General features: G+C 67.7%; 21 protein-coding genes. 3 read left to right on the forward strand and 18 right to left on the reverse strand.

Annotation, left to right across the window (positions count from 1 at the left end; translation table 11 throughout):
* Nucleotides 1–44 precede the first annotated feature (44 nt).
* The 13 genes from BLR51_RS02705 to BLR51_RS02755 form a co-directional block, all read right to left on the reverse strand.
* Nucleotides 45–500: a GNAT family N-acetyltransferase gene (locus BLR51_RS02705; protein ID WP_089843429.1), complete on the reverse strand. Its 456-nt coding sequence runs from the start codon at nt 498–500 to the stop codon at nt 45–47.
* Nucleotides 497–1,066 carry a tRNA (adenosine(37)-N6)-threonylcarbamoyltransferase complex dimerization subunit type 1 TsaB gene (tsaB, locus tag BLR51_RS02710; protein ID WP_089843431.1) on the reverse strand — a complete coding sequence of 190 codons (570 nt, stop codon included), beginning with the start codon at nt 1,064–1,066 and terminating at the stop codon, nt 497–499. The genes BLR51_RS02705 and tsaB overlap by 4 nt, the downstream gene beginning before the upstream one ends.
* Before the next feature lie 3 nt (nt 1,067–1,069).
* Nucleotides 1,070–1,633, reverse strand: coding sequence for a NifU family protein (locus tag BLR51_RS02715; protein ID WP_089843433.1), 564 nt, complete (start codon nt 1,631–1,633; stop codon nt 1,070–1,072).
* Nucleotides 1,634–1,717: 84 nt separating this feature from the next.
* Nucleotides 1,718–2,173 (reverse strand): universal stress protein, encoded by a 456-nt coding sequence (locus BLR51_RS02720; RefSeq protein WP_089843436.1) that lies wholly within the window; start codon nt 2,171–2,173, stop codon nt 1,718–1,720.
* A 56-nt stretch (nt 2,174–2,229) separates the two neighbouring features.
* Nucleotides 2,230–3,450, reverse strand: a complete 1,221-nt coding sequence (locus tag BLR51_RS02725) for a hypothetical protein (RefSeq protein WP_089843439.1) — start codon at nt 3,448–3,450, stop codon at nt 2,230–2,232.
* 1 nt (nt 3,451) lies between these two features.
* On the reverse strand, nt 3,452–4,315 hold the full coding sequence (locus tag BLR51_RS02730; RefSeq protein ID WP_089843441.1) for a branched-chain amino acid aminotransferase: 864 nt from the start codon (nt 4,313–4,315) through the stop codon (nt 3,452–3,454).
* A 90-nt stretch (nt 4,316–4,405) separates the two neighbouring features.
* Complete coding sequence (uvrC, locus tag BLR51_RS02735; RefSeq protein WP_089843443.1) at nt 4,406–6,286, reverse strand: excinuclease ABC subunit UvrC; 1,881 nt, start codon at nt 6,284–6,286, stop codon at nt 4,406–4,408.
* Nucleotides 6,283–6,594: a hypothetical protein gene (locus tag BLR51_RS27340; protein WP_131821777.1), complete on the reverse strand. Its 312-nt coding sequence runs from the start codon at nt 6,592–6,594 to the stop codon at nt 6,283–6,285. Before BLR51_RS27340 ends, uvrC begins: the two co-directional genes overlap by 4 nt.
* A complete protein-coding gene (locus tag BLR51_RS02740) occupies nt 6,594–7,382 on the reverse strand; it encodes an SDR family oxidoreductase (protein ID WP_089843447.1) in 789 nt (262 codons plus the stop codon). The genes BLR51_RS27340 and BLR51_RS02740 overlap by 1 nt, the downstream gene beginning before the upstream one ends.
* 25 nt (nt 7,383–7,407) lie before the next feature.
* Nucleotides 7,408–8,358, reverse strand: coding sequence for a calcium/sodium antiporter (locus BLR51_RS02745; protein ID WP_089843450.1), 951 nt, complete (start codon nt 8,356–8,358; stop codon nt 7,408–7,410).
* Nucleotide 8,359: 1 nt separating this feature from the next.
* The gene (locus BLR51_RS27650; RefSeq protein ID WP_165616718.1) at nt 8,360–8,533 is read right to left on the reverse strand and encodes a hypothetical protein; all 174 of its coding nucleotides are present in this window, start codon (nt 8,531–8,533) and stop codon (nt 8,360–8,362) included.
* Nucleotides 8,533–9,330 (reverse strand): S49 family peptidase, encoded by a 798-nt coding sequence (locus BLR51_RS02750; protein ID WP_089844081.1) that lies wholly within the window; start codon nt 9,328–9,330, stop codon nt 8,533–8,535. Before BLR51_RS02750 ends, BLR51_RS27650 begins: the two co-directional genes overlap by 1 nt.
* A gap of 153 nt (nt 9,331–9,483) precedes the next feature.
* Nucleotides 9,484–11,673, reverse strand: a complete 2,190-nt coding sequence (locus BLR51_RS02755; protein WP_089843453.1) for a primosomal protein N' — start codon at nt 11,671–11,673, stop codon at nt 9,484–9,486.
* Between the two features lie 104 nt (nt 11,674–11,777).
* Between BLR51_RS02755 and fsa the strand changes: the two genes are divergently transcribed.
* Nucleotides 11,778–12,431 (forward strand): fructose-6-phosphate aldolase, encoded by a 654-nt coding sequence (gene fsa, locus BLR51_RS02760; RefSeq protein WP_089843457.1) that lies wholly within the window; start codon nt 11,778–11,780, stop codon nt 12,429–12,431.
* Nucleotides 12,432–12,543: 112 nt separating this feature from the next.
* On the opposite strand, the gene BLR51_RS02765 is transcribed toward fsa, so the two are convergent.
* Both BLR51_RS02765 and parA read right to left on the reverse strand, forming a co-directional pair.
* A complete protein-coding gene (locus BLR51_RS02765; protein WP_089843461.1) occupies nt 12,544–13,386 on the reverse strand; it encodes a DUF6206 family protein in 843 nt (280 codons plus the stop codon).
* A gap of 24 nt (nt 13,387–13,410) precedes the next feature.
* Nucleotides 13,411–14,052 carry a ParA family partition ATPase gene (parA, locus tag BLR51_RS02770; RefSeq protein ID WP_089843464.1) on the reverse strand — a complete coding sequence of 214 codons (642 nt, stop codon included), beginning with the start codon at nt 14,050–14,052 and terminating at the stop codon, nt 13,411–13,413.
* A gap of 132 nt (nt 14,053–14,184) precedes the next feature.
* Here parA and BLR51_RS02775 point away from each other — a divergent pair, with 132 nt between their 5' ends.
* Nucleotides 14,185–14,853: a hypothetical protein gene (locus BLR51_RS02775; RefSeq protein WP_089843467.1), complete on the forward strand. Its 669-nt coding sequence runs from the start codon at nt 14,185–14,187 to the stop codon at nt 14,851–14,853.
* A gap of 42 nt (nt 14,854–14,895) precedes the next feature.
* Here the strand turns inward: BLR51_RS02775 and BLR51_RS02780 are convergent, their stop codons facing one another.
* From BLR51_RS02780 to BLR51_RS02790, 3 genes are all read right to left on the reverse strand, one after another.
* Entirely contained in the window at nt 14,896–17,181 is a 2,286-nt protein-coding gene (locus BLR51_RS02780; protein WP_089843470.1) for a right-handed parallel beta-helix repeat-containing protein, read from the reverse strand.
* A gap of 141 nt (nt 17,182–17,322) precedes the next feature.
* The gene (locus tag BLR51_RS02785) at nt 17,323–17,724 is read right to left on the reverse strand and encodes a DUF4864 domain-containing protein (RefSeq protein WP_089843473.1); all 402 of its coding nucleotides are present in this window, start codon (nt 17,722–17,724) and stop codon (nt 17,323–17,325) included.
* 75 nt (nt 17,725–17,799) lie between these two features.
* Entirely contained in the window at nt 17,800–19,377 is a 1,578-nt protein-coding gene (locus BLR51_RS02790) for a lysine--tRNA ligase (RefSeq protein ID WP_089843476.1), read from the reverse strand.
* 94 nt (nt 19,378–19,471) lie between these two features.
* Between BLR51_RS02790 and BLR51_RS02795 the strand changes: the two genes are divergently transcribed.
* Entirely contained in the window at nt 19,472–19,918 is a 447-nt protein-coding gene (locus tag BLR51_RS02795) for a tellurite resistance TerB family protein (protein WP_269061976.1), read from the forward strand.
* Nucleotides 19,919–20,092 lie beyond the last annotated feature (174 nt).

A 20,092-nucleotide genomic window follows, 5' to 3' on the forward strand; every position in this document is an offset into this window, starting at 1 on the left:
TGTCCCGATTAAGGCTGTGCCGCAAAGGCGGGTCAACTGGTTTTTCAGTGATCCGACGCAGGGTTGGCGGCGGGTGGCGCGTGACCCAAGGGCAGCGTGCGCGCCATGAGCAGCGCATCGTCGCGCCCCCCCTCGGGGCGGGCATAATAGTCCCTGCGCCGCCCGGTGACGGCATAGCCGCAGGCGCCGTAAAAGCCGCGCGCCGGGGCATTGGCCTCGGCCACCTCCAGAAACACCTGTGCGGCCCCGCGCGCCTGCGCCTGCGCCTCGAAGGCGGTCAGCACCGCGCGGCCAAGCCCGCGCCGCTGGCCTGCGGGATCGGTGGCAAGCGCAAGAATCTCTGCCTCGTCCGCCACCACCCGGCCCAGCACGAAGGCCCCCTGCCCCGTCACCAGCAGCGTTAGCGGATGGGCCAGCGTTTCGGCGAAATCCGCCTCGCCCCACGGATCCATGTGGCGATAGGCGCGGGCCGACAGCGCCGCAAGCTCGGCAGGGGTCATGACAGGATCAGCGGCGCCGCATCCCGCGCGGGCGCGGCATCGGCGGGCTTGATATAAAGCGGCGCAGGCCGCGCGAGCGAACTGGACAGGGCGGCGATGCGGGCGATCCGGCAGGCCAGCTCCGCAGGGTCGGGCGGCAGCACGGGGGTGATGTCGGTGCTGTCGGTCACCAGCGCGGGCGCCCCGCCGGGCAGCTGCAGATAAATCTGGCCGCGCGGCGCGGGCACGGCGGCGGCGGCTTCGGGATCGGCAAGCTGGATCGCGTCAAAGGTGCTGACCCCGATGGCGGGGATCCCCAGACCCAGCGCCAGACCGCGCGCGGCGGCGACGGAAATGCGGATGCCGGTGAAATTCCCCGGCCCCACCCCTACGCCGATGCGGTGCAGATCGCGCCAGGTGAGGCCCGCTTCGGCCAGCAGCTCCTCCAGCAGGGGCATCAGCCGTTCGGCCTGCCCGCGCCCCATCTCCTCGACCCGGGTGGCCAGACAGCGCTCGCCGTCAAGCACAGCGGCCGCGCAATGCGCGGCCGAGGTGTCGAAGCCAAGGACAAACGGTCCGGCAGCCATGGCTCAGGCCATGACCGGCCGCACCTCGGTCACTTCCGGGATGTAATGGCGCAGCAGGTTCTCGATGCCCATCTTCAGCGTCAGGGTCGAAGACGGGCAGCCCGCGCAGGCGCCCTGCATGTGCAGGTAGACCACGCCGCGCTCGAAGCCGTGGAAGGTGATGTCGCCGCCATCCTGCGCCACGGCAGGGCGCACCCGGCTGTCGAGCAGTTCCTTGATCTGGCTGACGATTTCGCCATCCTCGCCGGTATGGTCACGGTGGCCCGAGCTGGCCTTGGCGTCGCCCGCCATCACCGGATCGCCGGACTGGAAATGCTCCATGATCGCGCCCAGAACGGCGGGCTTCACATGATCCCAGTCGGCGGCATCCCCCTTGGTGACGGTGACAAAATCGCTGCCAAGGAACACGCCGGCCACGCCGGAAACGGAAAACAGCCGGCCCGCCAGCGGCGAGGCGGCAGCCCCGTCGGCATTGGGGAAATCGGCGGTGCCCATTTCCAGCACGGTCTGGCCCGGCAGGAATTTCAGCGTCGCGGGGTTCGGGGTGGATTCGGTCTGGATGAACATGAGGCGTCCTTTCTCCGGGCTGCTCCCTATATGCGCCCGCACCCGCCCCGCGTCAAGATTTGGAACCGTTCTAAAGTTGGCGGCTCAGGTGATCGCCTCCAGCCGCTCCTTGGACATGTCGCCGGGCACGATGGTCAGCGGGATCGGCAGGCTGCCCGAAGAGCGGGTCATCTGGCTGACCAGCGGGCCCGGGCCCTTCTTGTCCGCCGCCGCCCCCAGCACCAGCACGCCGATATCGGGATCGTCCTTCACCTGCGCCAGAATCTCGGTCACCGGGTCGCCTTCGCGGATCACCAGTTCCGGATCCACCCCCTGCCGGTCGCGCATCCATTTGGCGAAAACCTCGAAATGCGCCTCGATGCGCTCGCGGGCTTCGGAGCGCATGATGTCGCCCACACCGATCCAGTGGTTGAAATCGTCAGGCGGGATCACCGACAGGATCGCCACGCCTCCGCCGGTGCGGGCCGCGCGCATCGCGGCAAACCGCATCGCGTTGAGACATTCGCGGCTGTCATCGAGCACCACGAGGAACTTGCGCATGAGGTCTCTCCTTCGCGGAGATCATGGCGCAGGGCAGGCGCACAGGCAACGCCCAACTAAAGCCGCCCCGCCAGCCCCTGCGTGAGCGGCCGCATCAGCCGCCCGCCCAGCCACAGCCCGACCGAGGCGACAAGCTGCCCCAGCCCCAGCCAGATCAGCGCCACCGCCGCCAGCGCCTCGTCCGAGACGCGCAGCAGCGCGCGGAAGGTGCGGGATTTGCCCAGAACCTCGATCACGCCGCGCGTTTCGGGGCCCGCCACATCCGACAGCCGCGCCAGCCGGGCGGCATCCTCGGCGCTGTCCACATGGCGCAGCAGCAGGATGCCATCCGACATGGAGGTGTTGCCCACCACGCGGGTCACATCCCCCGCCAGCGCATTGGCCCGCGCGAGCCGCGCGCTGTCAGCGGCATCGCCGCTGCGCGCCAGCAGACGGCGCAGCATGGCGGCATCGGTCAGCCGCGCCAGATCCGCCGCAAAGCCCGAGGTCAGCGTGCCCATGCGCCGCCCCAGACGCAGCGCGGTGGCCCCGGCCTTCACCGTGGCGGAACTGCCGCCGGTAAGGACGATCGCGCCGGTGGCGGCCAGCCCGATGGCGGCCAGCGTCACCTCGACCTCGTCGACATCCTGTTCTTCCCAAAGCGCGATGCCCGCACGGCGCAGCGCGTTCAGATCCCCCACGGGCGTCAGTTCCAGCGGGATGCCGCAGGCGCCCAGCATGCGCAGCGACGGGCAGTCGGCCACATCGGCGGCACAGCGCGCGCAGTCCGCAGCCCCGGCCCAGAAGCCGCTTTCCGCCTCGCGCAGCGCGGTGATCGCCTCGGCCTGCGCCGGATCCGGGGTCAGCCCCACCCGGTCGGCCAAGGGCAGCAGCATGTCGATGCGGTCCAGATCATTGGTCATCAGCGCCTCGTCCAGCTCCAGCACCAGCCGCTCGGGCGGCAGCCGTGCGGCCAGCGCCCGGTCAAGGCTGGCGCGGATCTGCTGGTCAGAAGCGGCAACCAGCGGGCGGGCCAGCGGGTTGTCCTGCAGTGCCCAGACCATCAGGCCCAGCGTGACCACCAGCGGCAGCAGCCGCAGCAGCAGCGCCAGACCCCGGCGGAAAAGCGAGCGGCGGCGGCGCGGAGGCCGGTCGCCCCGCAGCGCGCGCAGGCCCGGGGCTGCGGGCTCCGGCTTGGATCCGGACGCAGGCCCCGGCCCCCGCTCTGCCCGCAGCACGCGCCGCGCCTCGGGCTGGGCCGGGCGCCGGGGCGCGGTCAGGGGCGGCTCGCGCCGCATCTCAACCGTCAGACAGCGCCCAGTCCCAATAGAGCTGGCGCGCGCGGCGGGTGACGGGACCGATCTGATAGGAGGTGTCCTCGAACCCCGAAACCGGGGTGATCTTGTTCATGTTGCCGGTCAGGAACACCTCTTCGGCGGTCTCGAAATCGGCAAAGCTCAGCACCGTTTCCTGCACCTCCACGCCGTCGGCGCGCAGGTTGGCGATGTGCCGCGCCCGGGTGATGCCGGCAAGGAAGGTGCCGTTGGCGATGGGGGTGAAGACCACGCCATCACGCACCATGAACACGTTGGCGGTGGCGGTTTCCGCAACATTCCCCAGCGCATCGGCCACCAGCGCGTTGCCGAAGCCCCGGCGGCGCACCTCGACCAGCATGCGGGCGTTGTTGGGATAAAGGCAGCCCGCCTTGGCATTGACCACCGCATCCTCCAGCACCGGGCGGCGGAATCGGGTGCGGCCCAGCGTGGTGCTGGTGTCCGTGGCGGCCATGGGGATCTGTTCCAGCGAGATGGCAAAGCCCACATTCTCGGGCGAGGGCACGATGGCCGATCCGTCGCCATTGGTGGCCCAGTACATCGGGCGGATGTAGACGGCAGCCTCTTTGGGATAGGCCGACAGCCCGTCCCAGACGATCTGCACCATATCCTCGGCGCTGACGGTGGGGGTCAGCATCAGCGCCTCGGCAGAGCGGTTCACCCGCAGGCAATGGGCGTAAAGGTCGGGGGCCACACCCTGCACATAACGCGCACCGTCAAAGACCGAACTGCCGAGCCAAGTGCCGTGATCCGCGCCGCGCAGGATCGCCACGTCGCCCTCGTGCCATGCGCCTTGGAAATAGGTGCGGATGTTGGTGCCGACTGCCATATGTGCCTCCGTGGTTTTGCGCCACGGTAGGCGCGGCGCGGGCCAAGGTCCAGAGCACAGCGGCCCGCTCCGCAGAGCGTGATGGCCCGCCTAGCCCTTTTCGTGGAAAAAGGCGTAGATGCGTTCGGCCAGCGCCTCGCTTACCCCGTCCACCGCGCGCAGATCGGCAAAGTTGGCGCGGCTGACCGCCTTGGCGGAGCCGAAATGCGCCAGCAGCGCGCGCTTGCGCGACGCCCCCACCCCCGGCACCTCGTCCAGCGGATTGGCCATCTGCGCCTTGGCGCGCTTGGCGCGATGGGTGCCGATGGCAAAGCGGTGCGCCTCGTCGCGCAGGCGCTGCACGAAATACAGCACGGGATCGTTGTGGCGCAGCGCGAAGGGCCGTTCGCCGATGCGGTGGAATTCCTCCTTGCCCGCGTCACGGTCGATGCCCTTGGCGACGCCGACCATGGGAATGTCCTCCACCCCCTGTTCGCGCATGATCTCGGCCACGGCGCTGACCTGCCCTGCCCCGCCGTCGATCAGCAGCAGATCCGGCCACAGGCCCTTTTCACGCTCGGGATCCTCTTTCAGCAGGCGGGTGAAGCGGCGGGTCAGCACCTCTTTCATCATGCCGAAATCGTCGCCGGGGGTCAGATCGTCGCCCCGGATGTTGAACTTGCGATACTGGCTTTTAAGAAAGCCCTCGGGCCCGGCCACGATCATCGCCCCAACGGCATTGGTGCCCATGATGTGGCTGTTGTCATAAACCTCGATCCGCTGCGGCACGGTATCAAGGCCGAAGGCATCGGCCAGCCCGCGCAGAAGCTTGGCCTGCGTCGCGGTTTCCGACATGCGCCGGGCAAGGCTTTCGCGGGCATTGCGCGCTGCCCCCTCGACCAGTTCGGCCTTTTCGCCACGCAGCGGCACCGCGATCTCGACCTTGCGGCCCAGCTTGTCCGACAGCGCCTCTGTCATCAGGTCGGGATTTTCGATCTCGTGGCTCAGCAGCAGCAGGCGGGGCGGTTCCTTCGTGTCGTAGAACTGGCCCAGAAACGCCTCCATCACCTCCTCGGGGCCGACATCGTCGCCGACGCGGGGGTAAAAATCCTTGTTGCCCCAGTTCTGGTTGGCGCGGATGAAAAACACCTGCACGCAGGCCTGCCCGCCCTCCAGATGCAGCGCGATCACATCCGCCTCGGCCACGCCGCGCGGGTTGATGCCCTGCACCGACTGCACCTGCGTCAGCGCGCGGATCCGGTCGCGCAGCGCGGCGGCGCGTTCGAATTCCATCGCCTCCGAGGCTGCCATCATCTGCTCCGCCAGCACCTCCTGCATCTGGGTCGACTTGCCCGACAGGAACCGCTGCGCATCCGCCACCGTGGCGCGGTAGTCTTCTTCGGAGATGCGCCCGACACAGGGCGCCGAACAGCGCCGGATCTGGTGCAGCAGGCAGGGCCGGGTCCGGCCCTCGAACATGGAATCGGAACAGTTGCGCAGCAGAAACACCCGCTGCAGCTGGTTCAGCGTGCGGTTCACCGCCCCCGCGCTGGCAAAGGGGCCGTAATAGGCGCCCTTTTCGGTGCGCGCGCCGCGATGCTTGCGGATCTGCGGAAAGGCGTGATCCGTGGTCAGCATGATGTTCGGAAACGACTTGTCGTCGCGCAGCAGCACGTTGAATTTCGGCTTGAGCTGCTTGATGAGGTTCTGCTCCAGCAGCAGCGCCTCGGTCTCGGTCCGGGTGGTCAGGAACATCATCGACGCGGTGTCGGCGATCATCCGCGCGATGCGCCGCGAATGCCCCGTCGGGCGCGCGTAATTCGACACCCGCGCCTTCAGGTTGCGCGCCTTGCCCACATACAGAACCCGGCTCTGGTCATCCAGCATCCGGTAGACGCCGGGGCTGCCGTCCAGCGTCTTCAGATAGGCCTGAATGACCTCTGCGCCCCGGGGACGGGCGCTGTCCTGCGGAAGGTCGGAGTCTGTCGTCATGCCGCTGCGTCAGCCCTTTTCGGGGGGAACGATTCTCTGGCTTCGCTGCACCGCCGCAAGGCCAGCATCAAGCAGGAATACATCCACCGCTTCTGTGGATAACCCTGCGGGCAAATTCCGGGCAACTGCAAAATTCCCTTGGTTCTTGGCCCTTTCAATGGATTGCTTAATTTTTGAGCGATTTCACAAACCGTTGATAATGAACGTTTCTTTTTCGCAGACCCCATCAAGCCCTTGAAAGGATAACAAATTCTTAACGCTTTCATGACAGCAAATCCGCCGGTGCAAAAGTCGGAACGGCCCTGCATCATTCCACACCCAGCACGTCCGGGGTTTCCCATGCCAGATGCTGTCCGCCATCCACACACAGCAGCTGCCCGGTGATGGCCGGCGCCTCCAGAAAATAGCCCAGAGCCGCGCAGATATCCTCGGGGCTGGCGCCGCGTTCCAGCACGGTGGCGGCGCGCTGGCGGGCGAAATTCTCCTCGGTCTGGCGACCGCCGCGCAGGGTCGGACCGGGGCCGATGGCATTGACGCGCACCTTGGGCGCCAGCGCCATGGCGGCGGTGCGGGTCAGCGCCCAGAGCCCCATCTTGGCCAGCGTGTAGGTCATGAATTCCGGCGTCAGGCTGCGCACCCGCTGGTCGATCATGTTGACGACCAGCGCCTGCGCCACCGGCTCGTCCCGGGCATCCCGGCGCGGCGCGGGGGCCTGCGCGGCAAAGCCCTGCGTCAGCACGAAAGGCGCGCGCAGGTTCGATTCCATGTGCCGGTCCCAGCTGTCGCGCGTGGCGCTCTCCAGCGTGTCATGCTCGAAGATCGAGGCATTGTTGACCAGCACGGTCAGCGGCCCGCCCAAGGCTTCGGCGGCCCGCGCCACCAGCCCCTGCGTCGCGGCCTCGTCCAGCAGATCGGCCTGCAGCGCCACGCCCTGCCGGCCCAGACCTGCGATCTCGGCCACCACCGCCTCGGCCCCTGCGGCGGAACTGGCGTAATGCACCGCCACGTCATAGCCCCGCCCGGCCAGATACAGCGCCATGGCCCGGCCCAGCCGGTGCCCTGCCCCGGTCACCAGCGCCCGCTTTTGGTGTTCCATCCGACGTCTCCTCTTGCGTCACATCTCAGATCAGGACCAGCGCCATATATCCCGCATAAAGCGCCGTAAGGATCACGCCCCAGACCCGCCCGATATCCTGCTTCAGGAACACGAAGGGGATCAGCAGCAGCGAGGCGCCCAGCATCACCCACAGGTCGAAGCTCAGGAACTGCGGATCAACCGGCAGCGGCCTGATCAGCGCGGCGATGCCGATGATGGCCAGCAGGTTGAACAGGTTGGACCCGATGACATTGCCCAGCGCCACATCCGCCTGCCGCCGCAGCGCCGCCATCACCGTGGTGGCCAGCTCCGGCAGCGAGGTGCCGATCGCCACCAGCGTCAGGCCGATCACCGTATCGGGCACGCCGAACATGGCGGCAATTTCGGTGGCGCTGTCGATCAGCAGGTTGGCGCCGATGGGCAGCCCCACCAGACCCAGCGCCAGAAACAGCGCGATCTTCCACCACGGCATGTCCGGATCGGCGCCCTCGGGCGTCTCCACCGCCGGGCCTGCGGCAATGCCGGCGCGGCGGTGACGCAGCGCGTCGCGGGCGGAATCCAGAATGGCCAGCGTGATCCCCGCCAGCAGCACCAGCCCCGCGATCCAGTCGAACACGCCGCGGAAGGCCAGCGCGATGAACAGCACCGACCCGCCCAGCATGGTCAGATAGCTTTTGCGGGTGTCATGCCCCGACGTGTGCATCACCGCGAGCAGCGCGGGAATCCCCAGCACCAGCAGCACATTGGCGGTGTTCGATCCCACCACATTGCCCAGCGCGATGCCCGGCACCCCGTCCAGCGCCGCCTGAACGGAGACCAGCAGTTCCGGCGCCGAGGTGCCAAAGGCCACCACCGTCAGGCTGACGATCAGCGCCGGGATCCCCATGCGCAGCGCAAGGTTGACGGCACCCTTGACCAGCGCGTCCCCCGCAAACAGCAGCAGGACGAGGCCAAGAACCGCATAGACAAAAACCATGTCAGACCTTTCTGTGACCGCAGGGACAGGGCCCGCGCCCGATGCGATGCCGCCCGCAGCGCGGACAGGGCTTGGAGAGGCGGCCCAGCTTGCCGACCCCCGGAAGGCGCAGCTTGCCGAAAATGCCCAGCACCGCGATCACCGCCAGAAACAGAAGGACGATCTTGGCCAGCATCAGAGCCCGAAGCGCGCAAAGGCCGCGCGCTCCTCGATCCCCGACAGAACCTCCTGCGCCATGGACAGGCCCAGCTTCGGCAGCAGGCGGCGGCGCGGACCGTAGCGGCGGAATTTCACCTTGTTGCCGAACCGCGCCTTCAGCACCGGCACCAGATGGCCCACGCCATCGGCCAGCCCCACCTCCACGGCAGAGCGGCCCAGCCAGATCTCGCCGGTGAAGAGCGCCGGATCCTCGGCCAGCTTGCTGCCGCGCCGCGCCTTGACCTGCGCGATGAAGGTCTGGTGCAGCTGCCCCAGCAGCCGCTCCAGCCGCGCCACATCCTCTTCGGATTCGGGGCGGAACGGGTCGAGCATGCTCTTGGACTGCCCCGCCGTATGCACCCGCCGCTCGATCCCCTGCCGCGTCAGAAACACATGCGCGCCGAAACTCGCCGAGATCACGCCGATGGATCCAAGGATGGAGCTGTCATCCACATGAATCTCGTCCGCCGCAGAGGCGATCCAGTAGCCGCCAGAGGCCGCAACATCCTCGACAAAGGCCAGCACCGGCACGCCGGTTTCTTCCGACAGGCGACGGACACGCGCGCCGATCAGCGAGCTTTGCACCGGCGAGCCGCCGGGCGAATTGATCTCCAGCGCCACCGCCGCCGGTTTGCCACGGCGAAAGGCGCGCTCCAGCAGGGGCGCCAGCGTGGTGTCGTTGAGCGCGCCGCGCCCCGCCATGCCGATGGCGCCCTGCAGGCGCACCACCGACACGACCGGCCCGGAGTTCAGAAAGGGGATCCAGTTTTTCATGCGCTTCATGTAGCCACGCCGCCCCAGCCCGGCAAGGCGCGGCAGGGGCAAACTCGGCGCCCCCGCCTCTTCTGACCCCAAATATCCCGGGGGGCCGCGCGGCACGCGCGGCGGGGGCAGCGCCCCCTGCCCCGCCCGTCAGGGGCCAGGCGCTCAGAAAAAGCTCTGCGGGTCGATGTCGATGGCCATGCGCAGCTCGCCCCTCAGCCGGAACTGCGCCGCCCATTCGGCCAGCGCGGGCTGCAGCGCCACGCCTTTGGGCGCCTTGACCAGCAGCCGCACCCGATGCCGCCCGCGCACCCGCGCGATTGGTGCGGGGGCGGGACCATAGACCTGTGCGCCCACCCGGCGCAGCGGGCCATCCTGCCGCGCCAGCGCATTGCCCAGATCGAAAGCCTCCTGCACATCGGTGGAGGACAGGATCACCCCCGCCAGCCGCCCATAGGGCGGCATGCCCGCCACCCGCCGCTCCTCGGCCTCCGCGGCCCAGAACGCCTCCTCATCCCCCGCCAGAATGGCGCGGATCACCGGATGCTCGGGCTGGAAGGTCTGCAGCAGGGCCACCCCCGCCCGCTCGGCCCGGCCCGCGCGCCCTGCCACCTGCCGCATCAGCTGAAACGTGCGCTCCGCCGCGCGCAGATCCGACCCCTGCAGGCCCAGATCGGCATCGATCACCCCCACCAGCGTCAGCAGCGGGAAATTATGGCCCTTCGCCACCAGCTGCGTGCCGATGATGATGTCCGCGCCGCCCTCGGCGATCTTGACGATCTCTTCCTTCAGCTGCCGCGCCGTGCCGAACAGATCCGAGGACAGCACTGCCAGCCGCGCCTGCGGAAACACCTCTGCCGCCTCTTCGGCCAGCCGCTCCACCCCCGGCCCGACCGCCGCCAGCTTGCCCGCCACCCCGCAGGAGGGGCAGGCCTCGGGCATGGGCGCGCTCTCGCCGCATTGATGGCAGACCAGCCGCTGCAGGAAGCGATGCTCCACCATGCGCGCATCGCAATGCGGGCAGCCGATCTGCTGACCACAGGCCCGGCACAGCGTCACCGGCGCATAGCCGCGCCGGTTGAGAAACAGGAGCGCCTGTTCGCCCTTGTCGATGCGGGTCCGCACCGCCCCCTGCAGCGCAGGCGAAATCCAGCGATTGGCGGGCAGATCCTGCCCGCGCAGATCCAGCGCCCGCATCTCGGGCAGCACCGCAGCGCCAAACCGCGACGTCAGATCCAGCCGCTGATACTTGCCCGCCGCCGCATTGGCCCAGCTTTCCAGCGATGGCGTCGCCGAGGCCAGCACCACCCGCCCCTCGAAGATCGAGGCGCGCAGCACCGCCATGTCGCGGGCGTTGTAAAGCACGCCCTCCTCCTGCTTGTAGGAGGTGTCATGCTCCTCGTCGACGACGATCAGCCCGGGGTCGCGGAACGGCAGGAACAGCGCCGAACGGGCCCCCACCACCAGCTGCGCGCCGCCTTCGGCCACCTGCCGCCAGACCCGGCGCCGTTCGGTGACGGTGACGCCGGAATGCCATTCGGCGGGGCGCGCGCCGAACCGCGCCTCCACCCGGTTGAGGAATTCCGCGCTCAGCGCGATTTCCGGCAGAAGCACCAGCGCCTGCCGCCCGCGGCGCAGCGTCTCGGCCACGGCTTCCATATAGACCTCGGTCTTGCCCGACCCGGTGACCCCCTTCAGCAGCACCGTGCCATAGCGCCCCGACCGGATGCCCTCGCACAGCGCCGCCGCCGCCGCCGCCTGATCGGGGGTCAGGTCCTTGCCGCCCAGATCAGGATCGAGCCGGGGAAAGGGCAGATCGCGCGGCGCCTCCTCCTCCCGCACGGCGCCCTGCGTGACCAGCCCCTTGATGACTGACGAGGTAACCCCCGCCGCCTCCGCCAGCTCGCCCAGCGTCAGCGACAGGCCGCCGCGTTCCTCCAGCACCTCCAGCACCCGCCGCCGGGCATCGGTCAGCCGCTCCGGCGCGCCAGTGCCGGGGCGGTAGATCTTGCGCCGGGCCGGGGCCTCGCCCAGCCCCGGCGCGCGGGTGGCCAGCCGCAGCATGGCCGAAAGCGGCGTCAGCGTGTAACTCCCCGCCCGTTCCAGAAAGCTGCGCAGTTCCGCCCGCATCGGCACGGCATCCAGAACCCGGCCGATGCTGCGGACCTTCGCCGGATCCCAGCCGCCCTGCCCCGGTCCCCAGACCACGCCCAGCACCCGCCGGGGGCCCAGCGGCACCTCGACATAGGCGCCCTGCGCGCAGCCGCCTTCGGGCGCGCGATAATCCAGCAGCCGGTCCAGCGGCTGCGTGGTCAGCACCGCAACAAGCGTGCCCGCCTCGTAGAAGTCATCCATGGATCCGTCCGTTAGCGCCCGCAGCAAGGGGGTTCCGGTGCCCCGCCTCATGGGGTAAGACAGCCGCAACGGAATTCCAAGCAGAGCCGGGAGGGCTTTCTTCCATGAAATTCTTCGTAGACACCGCCGATATCGACGCCATCAAGGAACTGCACGCGCTTGGCATGGTGGATGGCGTCACCACCAACCCGTCGCTGATCGCCAAATCGGGCCGCAACATTCTCGAAGTGACCAAGGAGATATGCGATCTGGTCTCCGGTCCCGTCTCCGCCGAGGTGGTGGCGCTGGACGCCGAAGCCATGATCGAGGAAGGCCGCAAGCTGGCGGAAATCGCCCCGAACATCGCGGTCAAGGTGCCGCTGACCTGGGACGGTCTGCGGGCCTGCAAGGTGCTCTCCGACGAGGGCCGCATGGTCAATGTGACCCTGTGCTTCACCGCCAATCAGGCGCTTCTGGCCGCAAAGGCTGGCGCGACCTTCATTTCGCCCTTCGTCGGCCGGCTGGACGACCTGAACCTCGACGGGCTGGAGCTGATCGCGGATATCCGCCAGATCTATGACAATTACGGCTACGAGACGCAGATTCTCGCGGCCTCGATCCGGACCGCCAACCACATGTCCGAATGCGCGAAGATCGGCGCGGATGTCTGCACCGCCCCGCCTGCGGTGATCAAGGCCATGGCCAATCACGTCCTCACCGAGAAGGGTCTTGCGACCTTTGTCGCGGATGCCGAAAAGGCCGGCATCAAGATCGTCTGAGCGACGCAAGGCGAGATTCTTCGGACGAAAAATCTCGCCGACCCCGTCTCCTCCAAGAAAAAATCTTCGTACGAAGATTTTTGGCGCCCCTGCCGCAGGGCTGCACCGGATGTCAGAGGTTGGGTTCGCCCTGCAGGCCCAGCAGCTTGCGGAACCCTGTCCAGTATCCCGGCAGCCGCGGCGGCTGCGCCAGACCGGCCAGCACCTCCTCCGACCAGCGCGGCATGGCGCGTGGCGCAAAGTCCCGCCCCCAGTCCAGATAGGCCGCCGCGTGTTCCGGACGCAGACGGCAGGCGGATCCCACCAGCCCCACGAGCGTTTCGGGGGCGGAATACCATTCGTCCTGAATGCCCGTGACCTTGCGCTGCAGCAGCGGCCCCACCACGCGCATCAGGCGCTTTTCCGAAAACTGCAGCAGCATCCGCCCCATCTCCTCGCGCGAGTAGTGGATGAGGGGAGGGAAAGTGTCGAAGAACACCGCCTGCCCGCCCATCACCGCAAAATTCCGGATGGACGGGTGAAAGCCGATGCGGGTTTCGAACTGGTCGGCAGCAGTCCAGAACCGGGCGATGACCTGCCCCGCCGCCTCCATCAGGGCAAGCGTGCCGGGCAGATCCTCCTGCTGCATGCGGGGCCGCATCAGGGCGGTTTCGGGCAGGGCTTCCTGCACGATCACCGGCACCCGCGCCGTGCCCGTGTCCAGCAGCAGGAAGTCCGTGTCCGGCATCGGCACCCCCGCGCGGAGCAGGGCCTGCACGTAATCCTCATGCGCCGCGGCCAGCCGGTCCAGCGCCGCCGGATCGGGCAGGCTGCGATAGACCTTGATGACCCTCTCGGCAAAAGGCCCGGAAGCGGGCCGGAACGGGGCGCAGAAATAGCCAAGCCGGGACACGGGCTGGCCCTGCGACTCGTGATGGCGGCGGATCGTGTCGGCAAGGGCTGCGAGGTCGGTCATGTCGGGTCTCCTGTCGCGCCCCGTTTAGCCGTTTGCCAGCACCTGCGCCACCTCTGCGGTCAGGGCTGCGATCTCGTCCCGGGCCGGGCTCTTGCGGCCTTCGGCGGCGCTGCGCCCCTGACCGAAGGCTTCGGCATAGCCCACGCGGTTGGCCAGATGTGCCTGCGCGATGCGCGCCTCCATGCCCTTGACCGCCTCCGCCACCTCGGCGGCAAGCCGCGTGCCGGGCCGGGTGCGGTTGAGCACCACCAGCACCTCCTTGTTCTCGCGCCGCGCCAGATCCAGCACGCCTTCGGTCGCCCAGATGTCCAGGTGGCTCATGGAGACCGGAACAACCACCAGATCGGCGGCGCGCAGCGCGGGCCTCAGGTCGCTGTCTGCCTTGGGCGGCGTGTCGACGATGACAAAATCGTGGGTTTCGGCAAGCTTGCGGCATTCATAGGTCACGCCCCAGGCGGAGGAAGTGGCGAAGTCGAGGCCCGACACCGCGTCCGGATCCCGCTCCAGCCGGGTCATGAACCAGCGGCCCAGACTGCCCTGCGGGTCGATATCCACCAGCGCCACCGATTTGCCCGCCAGCCGGAAGCCGATGGCCAGATTGGCCGAGACCGTGGTCTTGCCCGATCCACCCTTCTGCTGTGCGACGGTGATCACGGATCCGGTCATGGCGCCCCCTTTTGCCCGTGCCACACGGGCACTTGCAGCTGCAGCATAGCCGATCTCCTCTGCAAATCCAGTGCGCTTAACGTGGCATTAACCGCGCGCGGCACAGGCTGCGGCAGTGACCGGAGATCAGGAATGTGCCTGCCGCGCCTTCTCAGCCTCGGACTGGCGCTCTGCCTGCTGGCATCGGGCGCGCTGGCCGGGGCCTGGCCTCAGGCCAAGGGGGCGGGTTTTGCCAGCGCCACGGTGCGGCTGTCCTGGCCGCAGGACCTTGGCACATGGACCTCGCTGGAGCCGACGGGGCAGTATCGCACGCTTTATGTGGAATACGGCCTGACCGAGCGCCTGACACTGGGGCTCGATCTGGGCCGGTCGGTCAGCGGCGATGTCAAGACGGTGGCCTTCCTGCGCTGGCCCCTGCGCCAGTCCGATCCCGGGCTGCGCGTGGCGGCGGAAGTCGGGCTGGGCCAGATCGACGGGGCCGCCGTGCTGAGGCCGGGCCTGTCGCTGGGGCTCGGGCGTGACTGGGGCTGGATGGCCGCTGATGCGCTGGTCGAACTGCCCGGCGGCGGGCGCGCGGCGGCGAAGCTGGATCTGACGCTGGGGCTCCATCTGCCGTCAGACCGCATGCTGCTGCTGCAGGTACAAAGCGGCGCGCCCGCAGACGGGCCCGGTTTCGTGCGCCTTGCCCCCTCGCTGGTGACGCCGCTGTTCCGCAAGGTGCAGACAGAGATCGGCGGCAGCTGGAGCCTGACGGGAGACCGGACAATGGGCGTGACCATGGGGCTCTGGACCCGGTTCTGACCGGCCCCGCGGGAGGACCGGTCCGGCAGGCGCCATCCCCTGCTACAGATCCATGCGCACCCGCAGCGTCAGATCGCCCCGCATCGGTTCGGGCCAGATCACATGGACCTGATCCTGACCGGGGCCTTCGCCGGGCTGCGCATAGGGCATGTGATGGGCGCTGACATTGGCGCCGTTGCGCGGGCGCGACCGCAGGACAAGGCTCTCCACCTCCTGCGCCACGCCGTCAAAGGGCAGCTTGCCTCCGGTGCCGACCACCCAGGTCGCCGCATGGCTGTTCTGGGCATGGCTGATGGTGACCGGGTTTTCCGCCCCGGTCTGGATGTTGTGATAGGTGTTGGAATGGACAAACACCCGCCGCATCGCGCTCAGGTTCAGCCCGGCAAAGGAGGTGTCGACCCGCTCCACCCGGTCGATCTGCCCGCCCACGCTGCGGAACAGGTTGCCCGAGACATTGAGCCCGTTGACCATATGCCCCGTGCCGTAAGGTTTGACCACGAGGAAGGAAAACCATGCCGCAACGTTGGAACACAGGAAAACGTTGTTGGTCACCGACAGGCCCGCAAAGCCGAAGCCGCCGGAAAAATCCGGATCCGGCTCGCGTTCGTTCGTCCATTCGATGAAGCAGTTGTCGACATAGTTGCCAGAGATCGTGGCATTGCAGGCCCGCAGGCACAGCACCACCCCGGCGCTGCGGATGCCGGAGGCGGTGTCGTCGCCCTGAAAGAAATGGTTGCCCGAAATGACCGAATGCGCCCCCGAGACCACGGCGAAATGCCGGAACTGCGACGCGCGGTTGTTGCGGATCTTCACGTCATTGGCGTTGGTGTTCAGCGCGACCGACTGGCGCGCCTGCGTGGCCAGGTCCGGCTCGGCGCTGATGAACTGGTTGTGATCCAGCAGCAAACCCTGACAGCCCTCCCCGATCGAGGTGATGCCGCGATGCCCGGGCCGGTTGAAGACACAGTTGCGGATCACGTTGACCGTGCCCAGCGGCGGCAGCATCACGCCGCTGGCCAGCGCCGAACACTGGAACTCCACATCCTCGATCTCGAATTTTTCGAGCTTCTCGAACCCCGCAAAATCCAGCAGGTAGCGGAAGCGGGTAAAGGTGTAGGCCTGCGTGCCCGCCGCATCCGACAGCGGCTGCGACAGCGCCACCTCGCGCGCGGCCACGTTGACGGATTTCACGTAGATCTCGCGCCCCACCCCCGCCGCGGTGACAAGGCTGCCCACCTGCACATTCGCCACGTTGACCACATTGGTCAGCCGCCACGGATCTGCCGCCGCATAGCTGGCCTGCGAGGTGACGGTGCGCGGCGCCCATGTGCCGCTTTCCTCGGCCCGGATCTGGCCGTTGCGCAGCACCCGGCGCTGCGCATAGGTGCTGCGGTTGGCCACCGCCGCCGCCACGTCGAGCGGCGCCATCAGCGACACCCGCCGACCGGCCAGATCAAGGCTCTCATGATCGGCATTGTTCAACAGCGACTGCAGCGCCTTGCTCAAAGCCAGTGTTTCGTCGCCCCCGAAGGCGTCGATATAGGCGGAAAGGTGAAAGTCCTTGGTCAGCGACAGGATGGCAGCCGCGGGCATCGTCACCTGCCCCTCAAACCGCACATGGCTGTCGAAGGTCACAGAATTCGCCAGCCGGAACGTGCCCGCCGGCACCAGAACCGTGCGCCCCTGTGCCGCAGCATCCGCCGCCTCGAAGGCGGCGCTGTCATCGGTGCTGCCATTGCCGGTTGCGCCGTAATCGCGCACGTCGACCATGGCCAGCATGTCGCGCAGGAAAACCTGGCTCACATCCTCGATCTGCAGATCGTCGATCCGGACCACGCCCCCCACCGGCCCGGTCAGATCCAGCCCGAAATGGCCCAGCGTCGGCTCCATGCCCCAAGGCATGTCCACCCCCTGCCGCGTGCCGGTGCCGACGATGGCCGACACCTCCACCACCGCGCCATAGCTGGTCAGCGCCCGTGCCGGGCCCTGCAGCGGCAGCCCGCTCACCGCCTGCGACCCCCGCCCCGCCCAAGCGGCGATCCGCACGGCGGGCAGCGGCCCCGACAGCGCCTTCACCCGCGCCGTAACGCGCAGATAGACGCCCGGCAGGATCGGCGTATTGCCCATGTAGCGCAGCTTCTGCGTGGCTTCTGTTTTCTGCAGCTCCAGAGCGCCGCCAAAATCCTGATCCGCCGGAACGAAAGCCGCCGTGGGCAGGCTGTCATAACTGTCGGATCCGGGCGTGCCGTCTCCCCGTGACCAGTGGTTCAGCCCTTGGGAAAACGGCGTGGGGGAAAGCTCCACACCTTGGGTCACTGCAATGTTCATGCCGTCGATCCTCTGCTGCTGCGCGTGCAACAGGGCCACCCGGCCCCGCGCGACAGGGAGGTATCAGGCAGGGGTTAACGGAAATCGCGCCCGGCGTGACGCTGCTCCCGGCGCTGCGGCAACGGATCCGGCGTCAGCAGCTCAGACCGAGGCTTCGGGCGCCTGCAGCAGACGCACGCCCGCGATGCGCCAGCGCCCGTCGATCTGTTCCATCCGGTATTCCAGCAGATGCGCCCGCCCGTCGGCATCGGTGACATAGACCGACTGCAGCTGCGCACCGTCGACCTGCCGCAGCGGGCCAAAGCGCACGTCATCGGGCCGCCAGACCATCGGATAGCCGTCGCGCACCATGCGGGCGAAATTGTCGGGCGTGCCGAACAGGCCCTGAATGCCGGGGCTGGCATAGGTGAAGGCCCGCGCCGGATCCTCGGCCAGAAACGCGTCCATCTGCCCGCGGATCGTCGCGGCAATGTCGCCCTCCTGCGCCACGGCCTGCCCGGCAAGACCTGCGGCCATCACAGCCGCCAGAACCAGAGCCCTCATCACCACACCTCCACCTTGACCAAGCGTCAAGCTAGAGCGGGGTGCCCGCCCGTCAATCCGGGCGGGCGCGGGTCATCAGGCCAGCTTGCCTGCCAGCGCGTCGCGGATCAGCGCGGCGGTTTCGGCGACGCCGTAAAGGGCGATGAACCCGCCAAAGCGCGGCCCCTGGCTTTGCCCCAGCAGCACCTCGTAAAGCGCCTTGAACCAGTCGCGCAGGTTCTCGAACCCGTGCTCCTTGCCCACGGCAAAGACCAGCGTCTGCAGCGCCTCGTCCTCCACCGCGCCGTCATAGGCGTCCAGCCGGGCGGCCAGATCCTCCAGCGCGGCGGCCTCCTGCGCGTCGGGGGCGCGGAACTGCTTTGTGGGCTTCACGAAATCGTTGAAGTAACGCACCGCATAGCCCGCCGCCGCATCCAGATCGGGATGCGTGCCGGGATTGGCCTCCGGCGCGTAACGGCGGATGAAGGCCCACATCGTGTCCTTGTCCTCGGCCCCGGCGGCAGAGGCGAGGTTCAGCAGCATGGAAAACGGCACCACCATCTTCGATTCGGGCACGTCGCCGCCATGGATGTGCCAGACCGGGTTGTTGACCTGCTGCTCCGGCGTCTGGTCGGGATAGGCGCGCAGCTGCTGGTGGTATTCGTCCACCGCCTTGGGAATCACGTCCCACCACAGCCGCTTGGCCGTCTTGGGCTTCTGAAACATGAAATAGCTCAGCGATTCCGACGCGGCATAGGTCAGCCATTCGTCGATCGACAGGCCATTGCCCTTGGATTTGCTGATCTTCTGACCCTGATCGTCAAGGAACAGCTCATAGGTGAAATGCTCCGGCGGGCGCACGCCCAAGGCGCGGCAGATGCCGTCATAGATCGGGGTATTGGTGGAATGGTCCTTGCCATACATTTCGAAATCGACGCCAAGCGCTGCCCAGCGGGCGCCAAAATCGGGCTTCCACTGCAGCTTCACATTGCCCCCGGTGACCGGCAGCGTCCATTCCCGCCCGTCCTCGTCGTCAAAGGTCACGGTGCCCGCGGCGGCATCCACATGCTTGATCGGCACATACAGCACGCGGCCCGTTTCGGGGTGGATCGGCAGGAAGATCGAATAGGTCTGCTGACGCTCTTCCCGCAGCGATTTCAGCATGATGGCCATCAGGTCATCATATTTCTCGGCGCAGCGCAGCAGGATCTCGTCGAACTGCCCCGAGGCATAGAACTCGGTCGCCGAATAGAATTCGTATTCGAAGCCGAACGTGTCCAGAAACCGCCGCAGCATGGCGTTGTTGTGATCGCCAAAGCTGTCGAACTGCTCGAACGGGTCGGGCACGCGGGTCAGCGGGCGCTGCAGGTTCTCGTGCAGCAGCGCCTGATTGGGCACGTTTTCGGGAACCTTGCGCATCCCGTCCATGTCATCCGAAAAGCAGATCAGCCGGGTCGGAATGTCGGAAATCAGCTGAAAGGCGCGGCGGATCATCGTGGTGCGCGCCACCTCGCCGAAAGTGCCGATATGCGGCAGGCCAGAGGGGCCATAGCCCGTCTCGAACAGCACATAGCCCTTTTCGGGCGGCGCCTTTTCATAGCGTTTGAGGACCCGGCGCGCCTCTTCAAAGGGCCAGGCCTTCGAGGTCAGGGCGGCTTCGCGCAGTTGGGACATCTCAAACTCTCCAGAAAATGCGTTCCCCCCGGGGGAACAGGTGCGCCCGCGTCCTATTGCAGGCGGGGCGCGGGGTCAATAAATTGCCCGGTGAATGACCATAGGAGTCCTGTCCGTGCCCGAAGCCTCCCCCCAACCGCTCTCGCCGCAGGACTGCCTTGTGGCGCTGATGATTGCCGTATCGGCCTCGGACCAGAACATCCGCACCGCGGAACTGGTCAAGATCGAATCGGCGGTGAACCTGCTGCCGATCTTTGGCGCCTATGACATCGACCGCATGCGGGTCATCGCGGATATGGTCTTCGACCTGTTCGAACAGGAAGACGGGCTTGATGCCCTGTTCGGCCTGATCCGCAACCACCTGCCGGAACGGCTGAACGAGACCGCCTATGCGCTGGCCTGCGACGTGGCCGCCGCCGACGGCTCGCTGCGCGAGGCCGAACTGCGCCTTCTGGAAGAGATCCGTTACGAGCTGGATCTGGACCGGCTGCACGCGGCGGCCATCGAACGCGGCGCCCGCGCCCGGCATCTGCGCGGCTGACCCGGCTGCGGCGCGGGTCCGGTATTCCGGACCTGCGCGCGGCGCAGCTCTGCCGTAGTCAGGCCTGACGGGGGTTTAGCGATCCCAGTGCCAGACCGGAGAGTTTACGATGCGCCAGATGTTCACGATCACCGCGACCGCCCTGCTCTGCCTGCTGCCCCTGCTGGGGGCGGC

The organism is Salipiger marinus (assembly GCF_900100085.1).
Lineage (GTDB): Bacteria > Pseudomonadota > Alphaproteobacteria > Rhodobacterales > Rhodobacteraceae > Salipiger > Salipiger marinus.

What these genes read in the sequence shown, in the direction of transcription:
- BLR51_RS27340 (WP_131821777.1), bottom strand. Translation starts at nt 6,594, where the DNA reads ATGCAGGGCCGTTCCGACTTTTGCACCGGCGGATTTGCTGTCATGAAA.
- fsa (WP_089843457.1), top strand. Translation starts at nt 11,778, where the DNA reads ATGAAATTCTTCGTAGACACCGCCGATATCGACGCCATCAAGGAACTG.
- BLR51_RS02745 (WP_089843450.1), bottom strand. Translation starts at nt 8,358, where the DNA reads ATGGTTTTTGTCTATGCGGTTCTTGGCCTCGTCCTGCTGCTGTTTGCG.
- BLR51_RS02785 (WP_089843473.1), bottom strand. Translation starts at nt 17,724, where the DNA reads ATGAGGGCTCTGGTTCTGGCGGCTGTGATGGCCGCAGGTCTTGCCGGG.
- BLR51_RS02795 (WP_269061976.1), top strand. Translation starts at nt 19,472, where the DNA reads ATGACCATAGGAGTCCTGTCCGTGCCCGAAGCCTCCCCCCAACCGCTC.
- BLR51_RS02725 (WP_089843439.1), bottom strand. Translation starts at nt 3,450, where the DNA reads ATGCGGCGCGAGCCGCCCCTGACCGCGCCCCGGCGCCCGGCCCAGCCC.
- uvrC (WP_089843443.1), bottom strand. Translation starts at nt 6,286, where the DNA reads ATGACGACAGACTCCGACCTTCCGCAGGACAGCGCCCGTCCCCGGGGC.
- BLR51_RS02715 (WP_089843433.1), bottom strand. Translation starts at nt 1,633, where the DNA reads ATGTTCATCCAGACCGAATCCACCCCGAACCCCGCGACGCTGAAATTC.
- BLR51_RS02755 (WP_089843453.1), bottom strand. Translation starts at nt 11,673, where the DNA reads ATGGATGACTTCTACGAGGCGGGCACGCTTGTTGCGGTGCTGACCACG.
- parA (WP_089843464.1), bottom strand. Translation starts at nt 14,052, where the DNA reads ATGACCGGATCCGTGATCACCGTCGCACAGCAGAAGGGTGGATCGGGC.
- BLR51_RS02775 (WP_089843467.1), top strand. Translation starts at nt 14,185, where the DNA reads ATGTGCCTGCCGCGCCTTCTCAGCCTCGGACTGGCGCTCTGCCTGCTG.
- BLR51_RS02730 (WP_089843441.1), bottom strand. Translation starts at nt 4,315, where the DNA reads ATGGCAGTCGGCACCAACATCCGCACCTATTTCCAAGGCGCATGGCAC.
- BLR51_RS02765 (WP_089843461.1), bottom strand. Translation starts at nt 13,386, where the DNA reads ATGACCGACCTCGCAGCCCTTGCCGACACGATCCGCCGCCATCACGAG.
- BLR51_RS02790 (WP_089843476.1), bottom strand. Translation starts at nt 19,377, where the DNA reads ATGTCCCAACTGCGCGAAGCCGCCCTGACCTCGAAGGCCTGGCCCTTT.
- BLR51_RS02740 (WP_089843447.1), bottom strand. Translation starts at nt 7,382, where the DNA reads ATGGAACACCAAAAGCGGGCGCTGGTGACCGGGGCAGGGCACCGGCTG.
- BLR51_RS02750 (WP_089844081.1), bottom strand. Translation starts at nt 9,330, where the DNA reads ATGAAAAACTGGATCCCCTTTCTGAACTCCGGGCCGGTCGTGTCGGTG.
- tsaB (WP_089843431.1), bottom strand. Translation starts at nt 1,066, where the DNA reads ATGGCTGCCGGACCGTTTGTCCTTGGCTTCGACACCTCGGCCGCGCAT.
- BLR51_RS02705 (WP_089843429.1), bottom strand. Translation starts at nt 500, where the DNA reads ATGACCCCTGCCGAGCTTGCGGCGCTGTCGGCCCGCGCCTATCGCCAC.
- BLR51_RS02720 (WP_089843436.1), bottom strand. Translation starts at nt 2,173, where the DNA reads ATGCGCAAGTTCCTCGTGGTGCTCGATGACAGCCGCGAATGTCTCAAC.
- BLR51_RS27650 (WP_165616718.1), bottom strand. Translation starts at nt 8,533, where the DNA reads ATGCTGGCCAAGATCGTCCTTCTGTTTCTGGCGGTGATCGCGGTGCTG.
- BLR51_RS02780 (WP_089843470.1), bottom strand. Translation starts at nt 17,181, where the DNA reads ATGAACATTGCAGTGACCCAAGGTGTGGAGCTTTCCCCCACGCCGTTT.